Source organism: Clostridium arbusti SL206, from assembly GCF_000246895.1.
GTDB classification, from domain to species: Bacteria; Bacillota; Clostridia; order Clostridiales; family Clostridiaceae; genus Clostridium_I; species Clostridium_I arbusti.
The window spans coordinates 1-11,658 of sequence record NZ_BAEV01000115.1 but is presented as its reverse complement, the minus strand read 5'-3'; the positions used below and the strand labels follow the sequence as shown (position 1 = coordinate 11,658).

The following is an 11,658-nucleotide window of genomic DNA, read 5'->3' as shown; positions in this document are numbered from 1 at the left end:
TTATGTTAATAATTATAACCAATAAACTTTTAATTACCATTGGTGAATAATAGTTGGATCATCAAATATTGAATCAAGCTTTTTCAAAAATGGGATAATAGAGCTAAAATCAAGGGCTCTGTGGTCAAAAGCCAAACACATTGGAAGTGTTTTTCTAATACCAATTTGTTTATCTCCATTTTCATCTATAAATACTCCGGGCTTTTCCTGTACTGAGCTAAGGCCTATAGCAAAAACTTGTGGTGGTATAACTTCAAGTAAACAAAAAGCACCTTTTTGTTCTTTATATAGTGAACCTATATTTGAAAAAGTAATTGTTCCGTAAATAAAATCTTCTTCAGTTAAGCGTTCATTTTCAGGAATATTGTAATAATCTTCTTTTTCTTTACCTTTAAGATAAGGTTTTTCATTACTAAATCCTGAGGATAGTATACCTGTTATTTCTTTAATGTCGGAATTCTCTATTTTATTAGATAAATTTAAAATATAATCAGAAATATCTGTTAGTGACATACTACCAGCATTCATTATACTAGGAGTTATATGTGAGCCATCAGATAAAATCCAAGGAATTGCAACATTAATTTCATCTAAAATATGCAGTATACCTTCACATTTTTCATGATTATATTCAAGATAGGAATTTAAATCATTTGCAGCTAATAAGCCTTCTACAATAACTTTAATCATTAAGGTATTAAATGAAATTTTCTTTCCTTCACTTTTTAATTTTTTAGATAAAATACCAAACTCTTCATAAAAACTTGTTATGTCAGGTTCATATGTATAAGTAATATGAGGTATATTTATCCAGGATTCTCTAGTTGCATGTGCAACTATTTTTCTTTTTGAATCAAAGGTATTAGATTTCTTTATCTTAATATTATTATATATCATAATTCACTTCCTCCTGTTATATGTAATACTATACTACATTATATATAGTATAGTACTCCTTATTAATTTTTATTATATCTTAATTAAAATAGCATTGCTACTTTTTATAGAATAAAAATGTATCTCTAAGGAAATACATTTAAAATTGATTTTACATTATAAATAGTGTATTATTTACCTATAACGTAATAATAAGGGATTATAATAGTACATTGGTTTTAAAATAAAATTTAATCTAATGAAGTAAGGAGTAAAATCTTAAAGCTATTACATAAAAAGGTGATGTGAATTTATTATATTTTTAGGTACAGGCTTTGCTTCAATTGATCTTTATAGTGAATTTTTGAAAATATAATATTTATAGAAAGGTGCAAAAAATGATTATATCAAAGAGTGGAGTTAATAAATATATTACAGAAATATATAATGAAACTGGAATGATTTATTCAGATGTTACTGAAGAAAAAGGGGGAAGTGGAAAATATTTTAGACCACATGATTTTCTTGAAGCGGCATATGCCTCGTGCTTAAATATTACCACAAGAATGATACTGGAGTCTATGAATATTGAATATGAAAAAGTTGCTGTTAAAGTGGATTTAAATAGAGAAAAAGAAGATAAAGTTATTTTTAAATATACGATAGACATAGATTGGGATATAAATGAAGATATTAAAAATATAGTTATGAGGAAAATAAGGAATTGTCCTGTTAGAAAGACATTATCAAAGCAAATAGAGTTTGAATGCTGTAGCAGCATTGAATAAATTGGAGAAGAATATGGTTAAAATAAGTAAAGCTAGTGTAGGTGAAACAAGTGAAATTAAAAAAATGCTAAATTGTGTATGAATTGATATTTATAAAGAATTTTTTTCAAGAAACAGTTAAATAAAGATGTTGTTGAAGAAAATGTGGATGGAACGGTGAAATTAGAGCAGAATTGTTTTCTACCATAGGTAAGATAAGACTAAATAAGAGTAAATTGATTATAGATAATAAGGAGGTCAAATATGGCTGATTTAGGTTTAAGTAACAAAATAGCACTAGTAACAGGAGGTACTCGAGGGCTTGGTAGAGCTATTGCAGAGAAGTTAGCAGAAGAAAAAGTAAAAGTAGTTGTAACTGGTACTAATGAAGATAGAGCAAACCAAGTGGCAAATGAAATATCATTAGCTTATGATGTTGAAGCTTTAGGTTTAAAGCATGATGTAAGTTCAGAAGAATCAACAAAAGAAGTTGTAAAATGTATAATTGATAAATTTAAGAGAATAGATATTTTAGTAAATAATGCGGGTATTACAAGCGATGGTATAATGATGACTATGAAAAAAGAAAAATGGGATAAAGTGCTTAATATAAATCTTACAGGAGCATTTAATTGTACCAAATTCGTATCTAAACACATGCTAAAACAAAAATCAGGTAGTATAGTAAATATAACAAGTGTAGTAGGAATAACAGGTAATGTTGGACAAGCAAACTATTCTGCATCTAAAGCTGGGCTTATCGGTTTTACAAAAACAGTTGCTAGAGAATTAGCAGAAAGAGGAATAACTGTAAATGCCATTGCACCTGGGTGTATTTCTACTGATATGACATCTAAACTCTCTGATAAGATAAGCCAAGAAATATTGTCTCAAATTCCAATGAAAACATATGGTGATTCAGAATCTGTAGCAAATGCAGTTTTGTTTCTTGTTTCAAATATGTCTCAATATATTACAGGTCAAGTTATAAATGTTGACGGTGGAATGGTAATGTATTAACTTAATATGATGATAACATTATGGTGTTGAGTCTAATTTTTTGAAAGATAAGTTATCTAAATAAAATTTGTATTGACAGCTTATAAAATTAAGTATATTATCTAAATAATAGAAAAAATTGATGACGAGAAGTAGTAGATATGAGAATTTAGTTAAAGCGAGTTTGGAATAGTGTAAGCCAAGCACTGTAGCTTATGTTGAATGGATCTCTGAGATGTGATGTGAAATTTATAGTAGCAATAAACGGTGGTCTACCGTTAAAAAGACAGGGTATCGAGTTATAAATCTGTACCTGATAAAGAAATGTTTATATTTAGGTGGCATAGCGGAGTTTAACACTTCGTCCTTTAAAGGACGAAGTGTTTTTTATATATTATTATATTTATAATTTAGTGGTGTATTGCTCTGAAGAGTTTTAGTTTTTCTATGTTACTTGCTATATAAATTTAATATGGGTGGCAGCAAGGTCACTTCGTCCCATTGAGGACGAAGTGGCTTTTTTATTTTTATATTAACTTATAAATCTGTTATATCAAATTAAAAGGAGGAAAGCATTTGTATAATTTGACTGAAAATACTAATTGTAAATCTGAATATGTTACAAAAGGAGGTATTAAGGTTACTCGAACAAAAGAACCTTTAAATGATAATGATTCTATAGGTGAAATTTCTAAAAAGTTGCTTCACAACAAGGGAGCAATTTTTGCAAGTGATTATGAGTATCCAAATAGGTATTCAAGATGGGAATTTGCATTTACAGATCCATGTTTAGAATTGAGATGTTTTCAAAGAAAATTTACTATTAATTCACTTAATGAGAGAGGTGATTTATTATTAGATACAATAGCTTGTAAATTAGAAGAAATTAAAGAAGTAGAAATATGCGTGAAAAGTAAAGAACATATCGAGGGAATAATTGAGAAAGCTAATAGCTTTTTTTGTGAAGAAGATAGAAGTAAACAAGCATCAGTATTTTTAATTATTAGAAAAATAAAGGATATATTTAAATCAAAAGAGGACAGTAATCTTGGACTATATGGAGCATTCGGATATGATTTGGTGTTTCAATTTGAATCTAAAATTGAACTTAAAAAAGAGAGATCATATAATCAACAAGATTTAGTTCTATATTTCCCCGATAGGCTAACTGTGGTAGATAATGAATCAAAAAAAGGATACGTTTTAAGCTATGAATTTACAACATCTAAAGGTAGTACACAAGGTTTAAAAAGAACAGAAAGATTAGATTATAATAAAATACAACAATTTGAAAATTTCAAGAATGAAAGTTCCAAATTAGGAGAGTATGCAAGTGTAGTAACTAAGGCTTTAGATTCATTTAGAAAAGGTGATTTATTTGAAGTAGTTCCTTCTCACGTATTATCAAAAGAAATTGATATGCCTGCTAATGAAGTATTTTATAACTTGAGAAAAATCAATCCAAGTCCATATGGTTTTTTCATTAATTTAGGCAATGAATTTTTGGTGGGAAGTTCTCCAGAAATGTATGTAAGAGTTGAAAAAAATAGAGTAGAAACATGTCCTATATCTGGAACTGTAAAAAGAGGAAAGAATGCAATTGACGATTCAGAACAAATAAAAAAATTAATTAACTCTCATAAAGATGAAGAAGAATTAACTATGTGTACAGATGTGGATCGTAATGATAAATCTAGAATATGTATTCCAGGTTCTGTAAAGGTAATTGGTAGACGTGAAATAGAAATGTACTCACATTTAATTCATACTGTAGATCATGTAGAAGGATATCTTAATGATCAATATGATTGTATAGATGCTTTTTTAACTCATATGTGGGCAGTTACAATAACTGGATCACCTAAAAGAGCTGCTATAGAATGGATTGAGCAGCAGGAAAAAACACCAAGGGAATGGTATGGAGGTGCTGTTGGTTATATTTTATTCAATGGTGATATGAATACGGGATTAACACTTAGAACTATGAGAATTAAGAATAACATTGCACAGGTAAGGGTTGGAGCTACACTGTTAATCCATTCACAGCCTAATGAGGAAGAAGAGGAAACTTACACAAAAGCAGCAGCGTTACTAGAAAGTTTAAATAGTAAAAAAAGTTTAATAAAAGATAATGAGAAGTTTGAATTTGATTTTAATGTATGTAAAAATAAGAAAATACTGATTGTAGATCATGAAGATTCATTTGTTAATACATTAGCTAGTTATATTAAGCAGTTAGGTGCAAATACAATAACTTTAAGGTATGATTTGGCTGAAAGTGTATTAAAAAAAGATAACAGTTTTGATGTAGTTGTATTATCCCCTGGACCAGGACTTCCTAAAAGATTTAATTTATCCAATACAATAAAATTATGTTTAGATAATAAAATGCCAATATTTGGAGTGTGTCTAGGAATGCAAGGATTAGTTGAGTATTTTGGCGGAAAATTAAAGCAGTTAGATTATCCTAGACATGGTAAGAAGCTCGATATTAAAAATAATTTATCATTTAATGTGTGGAGTTGTATAGGAGAAAATTTACAGGCTGGATTATATCATTCGATTTACTGCGAGAATATTCCAGATTCATTTAATATAATTGCTAAGGATGAAGATGGTATAGCAATGGGCATTCAACATAAGAAGTTGCCTATAATTGCTGTTCAATTTCATCCAGAATCAATATTAACTGCTTCAAATAATTCAGGAATGAGATTAATGAATAATGTTTTTGATGAATTATTTAATTTTCATACAGTAAAATAAGTACCATATTATTTTAGTATTAATATCGTTCAAATTGCTACAACAGTAATAGCGTATATTATAATATATCACATTTTAAATGTATAATTATTTTTATTTATTATTATATGGATTTTTGAAAATTTTAAATATACTCATAAGGAGAATTAAAAGTGAATAATTGTAGAGATTTAAATGAAGTTAGAGAGAATATAGATAGAATTGATAATCAAATAGTTAAATTAATTGCTGAAAGAAGTTACTATGTTAAACAAGCGGCTAACTTCAAAAAAGATACTGAAGATGTAAAAGCACCAAAACGAGTAGAAATGGTTATTGAAAAAGTTTGTAAACTTGCAGAAAATAATAATGTAAATCCAAATATAGTAGAGGTAGTTTATCGTAATATGATAAATTCTTTTATTAATCTGGAATTAGAAGAGCATAGTCAAATAAATAAAAAAGGATGAAAAAATATATGGAAAATATAAAAGATATTTTAAAGAAAAGTGACTTTTCATTTGAATTAATTCATAATGATATACCTATTTATACAGCAAAAGAGGGCGCTGATTATTTTAAGATTAATATTGGTCAAATAGCACCAACGCTGATAATATATACTGATATAGGCTTTCATGTATTAGTTGTTTCAGGTGAAAGGGGTCATGTGAATTTTAAAGAAGTAAAACATGTGCTAAATTGTAAAAATGTTAGAATGGCAACTAAAGATGAAGTTAAGTTGATAACAGGATTTTCAGTTGGAAATGTGCCAATGTTTGGAATCATATTGCCATATATAGTAGATAAAAGACTTCTTAAATTTTCTTTTGTTTATGGGGGTTTGGGAGAAGAAAATACAACTTTAAAAGTTGATCCAAATGCTTTATTAAAATTAAATAAAGTTATTGGAATATTAGACTGAAAAATTATGTGATAGCAAATACTTTATTTTTCATTGGTAAGTTAATTTTAATTTAGATGTAGTTCTTAGAGTTATATTTTTTTATAGTATCAATAAAATATGGAAATACTGTTTAATTAAAGGTATAATTACTTTATAAATTAATATGTACTAGTAATATAAGACTGGGTACAAGGGGAGGAATTAACCAATGGTAATAAAAAACGTTACTTTTTATATAAAATCAGAGAATATAAAAGAATTTATAGAAGCAACTATAGAAAATAGGGATAATTCAAGAAAAGAAAAAGGAGTTATATGCTTTGATTTTCTTCAATGCAAGGATGAACCAAATAAATTTTTACTCTATGAGGGCTATAAATCTGAAGAAGCTATGGAAGAACACCTTAAGACGGAACACTTTGAAAAATGGATAAATGCAGTTGAAAAGTATTTTTCAAGTCCAAGAGATAAAGTTACTTACATACCTGTTTAATTGATGGTAAAAAATTTTCTCTTAGTGAATGGAATCTTTCTACAGGAGCAACATCACTATAGCAGGCAATATTAAAAGAATTAAAATAATTTACAGGACAAAATGATAAAAAAGAAGGATCTCTCAATATTTGGATTTTCTTCTTTTTATTTTTTTATAATGAACAAGTATAAATTATTTCATAAAAAAACAAAGAGGTTTTTTATGAATATGGAAAATTTACCATTTAATAAAAGTGTTCAGTAAATTATTGTGAAATAGAATAGGTCAAAGAAATTTTAAATATTAACTATTCGTTAAGTGAAAGGAAAAAATCCATGAAAATTGGTCTAATTAGACATTTCGAAGTTGTATATCCATGTCAAGTATTTAAACTCATGTAATCACAAGAATTTAAAGAATGGCAGGATGGTTATAATATTGCAAATGTAAAACGAAATCATATAGATATCAATAAAAATCATTGGGAAATTTGTTATTCAAGTGATTTGTCAAGAACAGTACATACTGCACAAGCAGTGTATGACAATGAAATAATCCAGACTAAGTTATTAAGAGAAGTAGAAATTTTACTATTATTTAAAACAAATGTTAAATTGCATTTTATACTTTGGAGTATATTGGGAAGATTTCAATGGTACTTTTTCCATAAGTATGTTGATGAAAAAAGGGCATATGATTTTATTTCTAATATTTTAATTGAAGATAGAAAAAATATTTTAATAGTGAGTCATGGTACTTTAATGTGATATTAAAAAAAGTACTTTTATCTAAAGGATTTAATGGTCCGAGTTTTACTAAAGCTAAAAATGGATATTTATATATTTTTGAAAAGTAGATTTGTATATAATTATATGGAGGTATGAATAGATGAAGGTAAATAAAATACTAACACGTTTATATGTAAATGATATAAACATAGCTATAGAATTTTATACAAAAATATTAAATCAAGATTGTGATTTAATATTTAAGTACACTGAAATGAATTTAGAATTAGCACAAATAGGAAACATTTTAATCTTAGGGGGTACTGATGAAGCTTTAAAACCTTTTAAGGATACAAAGGCAACTTTTTTAGTGGATTCTATTATTGAATTTAGAGAATTTTTATTAAAAAATAATGCTGTAATTATTAGAGATCTAAAAGAGGTACCAACAGGAAGGAATATGACTGTAAGGCATTTAGATGGTACTATAGTTGAATATGTTGAACATAAAGTGCATATATGATGAGGATATAGAAAGATTTTGGACAAAGGAATTGAGTTATTAGAATATAGCCAGCACTTGATACAACTTTTTTCAGGAGAACTTCTTGAAGTGCTTAAAAAGATTCCAACAGTTAATTTAAATGATAATATAAAAAAATCAATTATTTATGGGTCACGAGATATACTGGAAATAATAAGTTCATGTAATATTTTAAAGTCAAAGAATTTATCTGTTACAGAAATAAATAATGCACAACATAGTGATATTTTTACTCTTGAAATTACATTTCAAAATGGAGTTATTCAACTAAAAAAATATTACTTCAATGGCAACTAAATAATAAATTTCAGAGAAAAGACGATATATGAAAAGATATTTTAAAACAAATGATAGATATGTCCTATGAATTGCTGCTAAGCTCTTTTAGTAAAAAAGTGCAAAAAGAGATTCTTGAAGTAAATAAAAATGATTAATTCTATAAGACTAGGAGAATTATATGAAAAGTATGAATAATGTCAGCGACTATGAGATAAAGAAATCAAAATTTATGAATTGGGAAGCTGTATTCGAAAATCCTGCAGCAATAGAAGTAGAAACTTTAAATACGGGTAGGATTGTGAGTAAAATATCTGGAGTACTAAATCTTCAGAATATAAATGCTTCTGAAATGAAAGAGGGATATGCGGATATACCAGTATTAGCACATGTATTGAGATATGAGAAGTATGGTGATTACTTAATTGATACTGGATTCGACAGCCCTTTTTCAAATATAGTTGGTGGAAACTTTAAAGGTATATTAAAGATGCTCTACTTTAAAAATCGTTATATTCAAGAAAAAAGTTCGGAAGGAATTGAAATTCAACTGAAAGAAAGAGGTATAAATTTAAAGGGTGTTTTCTTAACCCATATTCACGAACATGCAGCAGGTGTTCCTTCATTATCTAATGAAATACCTTATGTGTATGGTGATGGAGAACGTGAAGAAAGCTTTTTCCCACTTGTTTATTCTAATTTTTTTGAAAATAAGACAAATTTGCAAAAAATAGATTTTTCTTCAGCTCAGGATATGCCGATACTAGGGAAATGTATTGATATTTTTGGAGATGGTTCATTTTGGGCAGTTTCTACACCTGGACATACAAAGGGGCACATTTCTTACATAGTCAATGGAAAAGAAAGAAAAACATTAATTACGGGGGATGCTTGTATTACAAAAAAAGGTTTTGAAATTAATGTTGAAACAGGAAAATTTTCTTCTGATATGGAAGAAGGAAGAAGAAGCTTTTTAAAGATAAGAGAATTTATTAAAAAGTATCCATTTTTAAATGTTATTTTTGGACATGAGACTGATGAATTTAAGATAAAGTATAGATAGTTAAATTATGTTAATGATCATCGCTTTAAAAAGGTTTATACCAGCAAAAATTATAAAGATTTTAGTATTTCAAATTAATTATTTTAATAAATATAAATAAATTAGGGTGAGGTGAGATTTAAAATAGTATAGTTTTTATTTTTATCTTACCAATGGCTCGTACTACACATAAATACAGAATAGTCTCAAAAGGCTACTCTGCAAATAATTTGTGATTATAATTTATATAAAATAGATATATAAGTTAATATGAATATAAAAGTTATTATTGATTTATCTAAAAGAAGTTTTTAAAGCTTCCATTAATACTTTAGGATCCTTTCTATAGGGAGTTACAGGACAGAGTTCTTTATGCCTTACATTAAATAGAGTGTATACGGCAATTCTTGCTGCACGTACAGAGTATTCCTCAGTGAATACCATGTCTTCAGGGATCTCAACAAACTGGCTAATCATAGCAAAGTTTGTTGATCCCTTTGGAACAACCTGTGGACGATCACTCATTTTACGTGGTTGGAACTGTGCGTCTACATAAGGCATCATACAAGGAATAACATTAACTACAGTTTCCATAATCTCATCTTTTTTATCTTCAATATGGAGATGGTGAAGAAGTTCTATTAAGAGTTCTTCACCAGTGCAATAACGCATTGGCTTCTTTACATAATTGCCAATTTTATCTGTATACAAACCATATCCCCAGAAAATGGTTGTATTAAGTGTCTGATCTTTAAAATGTGGTTGAGCTGCTACAACAATACTCATTAACCAATTGGAATCCTTAAAGGTCATTAGCGCTCCACTTCCAGGAATATTAGTAGAGAATTTTTCGATTAATTTTAAAAGCTTATTGCCTTTGCAGGTTACAGTAAAGCTTTCCCAGTTAGTTTCATCAGGATGTGTAAAGAATGGTTCTGGATTACCTAACCCTTCCTTCTTCTTAGCTATTTTATACCAAAGCTCCCCTGAAATTGGCTTGTTTGGATTATATTCTGGTGCTGTATTCATATCTCCAAGAGTTGCACTGTCAGTCATACATGCATTAGTCATAATGCAAATATCTTCAGAATTAAGTTCAATAATTCTTTCTTCATCATTTTCTTTTGTATGTATTGCAGTTACTGTAATTTCATTTCCTGGTTTGAAATCCAAATCAGTTACGGTTGAATTTATACTGAAATCAACACTAAAACTATCTAAATAAGCTTTTAATGGAAGAATGAGAGATTCATATTGGTTATAAGGTGTACGTGTAACGCCCTCTAGGGTTTCAATACGAGAGAATTCAAAAATCATTCTTTCCATATATCGCTTAAACTCAAAAAGACTTGACCATTTTTGAAAGGCAAAGGTTGTCTGCCACATATACCAGAAATTAGTTTCAAAGAAATGAGGTGTAGATTTAAACCACTCTTCAATAGTCAAATCATCTAGTTCTTTTTCTGGCGTAATCATCAATTTACCAAGATGCATACGATCTGTATTATTGAATCCCATACTGTTTACATTCTGAATCACCCCATATTTATCTATTAAACGTGCTTGTGCATGGGTAGGATGCAAATGATCAAAGTTTAAAATTTCTTCAGTAACACTTTTACTCGGTAGATCTAAAGATGGAATACTGGAAAACAGTTCCCAAAAGTTTTCATAAGTTTCTTCATTTAACATTCTTCCACCACGAACTATAAATCCATTTTTTGCATTACCTGCACCATCATTACTGCCTCCAAGAATCTTCATACCTTCTAGAATGTGAATATTTTCTCCTTTAAAATTACAATCTCTTACAAGGTAAGCAGCGCCAGCAAGAGAAGCCAAGCCTCCACCAATAAAATAGACTTGCTTATTTCCATAATCAGTAAATACCATTGATATTGTATTCATTTCAAGCTTGTTTTTTAGTTTCTTTATTCCCATAGCAGCTACCGAAGCGCCTATAGCACTTGCAGCAAGTAATAATTTTATATTATTCCTATTTTTTTTATTCATATGATTTTTCATCTACTTTCTTATAATTGATATAATATTTATAGTTTAGCCCAATGTTTGGAATTATACCACCATCTATATGTGAGAGATGATAGTACTTGCTTATAGGAAATAGATGTAGTAAACTACATCAAGTTATATAAAATATAAAAATACTGTTTAATTAAAGATATAACTATTATATATAAATTATATCTTTAATTATAATTTATTGTGAGAAATATTAATTGACAGTGAATATATTTTGCATATGTGCTAATAATATAAATGCGTTTATACTACGTGT

Annotated in this window: 12 protein-coding genes; 10 read left to right on the top strand and 2 right to left on the bottom strand. The window is 28.1% G+C overall.

The genetic code is table 11. The features are described 5' to 3' along the window. Positions 1-33: 33 nt before the first annotated feature. On the bottom strand, positions 34-897 hold the full coding sequence (locus RH99_RS15910; RefSeq protein ID WP_010240538.1) for a 2-oxo acid dehydrogenase subunit E2: 864 nt from the start codon (positions 895-897) through the stop codon (positions 34-36). 377 nt (positions 898-1,274) lie between these two features. Between RH99_RS15910 and RH99_RS15905 the strand changes: the two genes are divergently transcribed. The 10 genes from RH99_RS15905 to RH99_RS15860 all read left to right on the top strand — a co-directional run bounded on the left by RH99_RS15905 (position 1,275) and on the right by RH99_RS15860 (position 9,380). Next, a complete protein-coding gene (locus RH99_RS15905; protein WP_010240535.1) occupies positions 1,275-1,664 on the top strand; it encodes an OsmC family protein in 390 nt (129 codons plus the stop codon). A 243-nt stretch (positions 1,665-1,907) separates the two neighbouring features. Beyond that, positions 1,908-2,663 (top strand): 3-oxoacyl-[acyl-carrier-protein] reductase, encoded by a 756-nt coding sequence (gene fabG / locus RH99_RS15900; protein WP_010240532.1) that lies wholly within the window; start codon positions 1,908-1,910, stop codon positions 2,661-2,663. A gap of 555 nt (positions 2,664-3,218) precedes the next feature. Next, the gene (locus RH99_RS15895) at positions 3,219-5,408 is read left to right on the top strand and encodes an anthranilate synthase component I (RefSeq protein WP_010240529.1); all 2,190 of its coding nucleotides are present in this window, start codon (positions 3,219-3,221) and stop codon (positions 5,406-5,408) included. A gap of 152 nt (positions 5,409-5,560) precedes the next feature. Next, positions 5,561-5,857, top strand: a complete 297-nt coding sequence (locus tag RH99_RS15890; protein ID WP_010240527.1) for a chorismate mutase — start codon at positions 5,561-5,563, stop codon at positions 5,855-5,857. A gap of 8 nt (positions 5,858-5,865) precedes the next feature. Beyond that, complete coding sequence (locus tag RH99_RS15885) at positions 5,866-6,312, top strand: YbaK/EbsC family protein (RefSeq protein WP_010240524.1); 447 nt, start codon at positions 5,866-5,868, stop codon at positions 6,310-6,312. Between the two features lie 190 nt (positions 6,313-6,502). Further along, positions 6,503-6,787, top strand: coding sequence for a putative quinol monooxygenase (locus tag RH99_RS15880; RefSeq protein ID WP_010240523.1), 285 nt, complete (start codon positions 6,503-6,505; stop codon positions 6,785-6,787). Positions 6,788-7,275: 488 nt separating this feature from the next. Next, on the top strand, positions 7,276-7,536 hold the full coding sequence (locus RH99_RS18355; RefSeq protein ID WP_010240522.1) for a phosphoglycerate mutase family protein: 261 nt from the start codon (positions 7,276-7,278) through the stop codon (positions 7,534-7,536). A gap of 121 nt (positions 7,537-7,657) precedes the next feature. Next, entirely contained in the window at positions 7,658-8,020 is a 363-nt protein-coding gene (locus RH99_RS15870) for a VOC family protein (protein ID WP_010240521.1), read from the top strand. 18 nt (positions 8,021-8,038) lie between these two features. Next, positions 8,039-8,338: a hypothetical protein gene (locus RH99_RS15865; protein ID WP_010240520.1), complete on the top strand. Its 300-nt coding sequence runs from the start codon at positions 8,039-8,041 to the stop codon at positions 8,336-8,338. A 160-nt stretch (positions 8,339-8,498) separates the two neighbouring features. Then, positions 8,499-9,380 carry an MBL fold metallo-hydrolase gene (locus RH99_RS15860; RefSeq protein WP_010240519.1) on the top strand — a complete coding sequence of 294 codons (882 nt, stop codon included), beginning with the start codon at positions 8,499-8,501 and terminating at the stop codon, positions 9,378-9,380. Positions 9,381-9,653: 273 nt separating this feature from the next. On the opposite strand, the gene RH99_RS15855 is transcribed toward RH99_RS15860, so the two are convergent. Beyond that, complete coding sequence (locus tag RH99_RS15855; protein ID WP_010240518.1) at positions 9,654-11,372, bottom strand: oleate hydratase; 1,719 nt, start codon at positions 11,370-11,372, stop codon at positions 9,654-9,656. Positions 11,373-11,658: the final 286 nt, after the last annotated feature.

What these genes read in the sequence shown, in the direction of transcription:
- RH99_RS15880 (WP_010240523.1), top strand. Translation starts at nt 6,503, where the DNA reads ATGGTAATAAAAAACGTTACTTTTTATATAAAATCAGAGAATATAAAA.
- RH99_RS15860 (WP_010240519.1), top strand. Translation starts at nt 8,499, where the DNA reads ATGAAAAGTATGAATAATGTCAGCGACTATGAGATAAAGAAATCAAAA.
- RH99_RS15910 (WP_010240538.1), bottom strand. Translation starts at nt 897, where the DNA reads ATGATATATAATAATATTAAGATAAAGAAATCTAATACCTTTGATTCA.
- fabG (WP_010240532.1), top strand. Translation starts at nt 1,908, where the DNA reads ATGGCTGATTTAGGTTTAAGTAACAAAATAGCACTAGTAACAGGAGGT.
- RH99_RS15885 (WP_010240524.1), top strand. Translation starts at nt 5,866, where the DNA reads ATGGAAAATATAAAAGATATTTTAAAGAAAAGTGACTTTTCATTTGAA.
- RH99_RS15905 (WP_010240535.1), top strand. Translation starts at nt 1,275, where the DNA reads ATGATTATATCAAAGAGTGGAGTTAATAAATATATTACAGAAATATAT.
- RH99_RS15870 (WP_010240521.1), top strand. Translation starts at nt 7,658, where the DNA reads ATGAAGGTAAATAAAATACTAACACGTTTATATGTAAATGATATAAAC.
- RH99_RS15855 (WP_010240518.1), bottom strand. Translation starts at nt 11,372, where the DNA reads ATGAATAAAAAAAATAGGAATAATATAAAATTATTACTTGCTGCAAGT.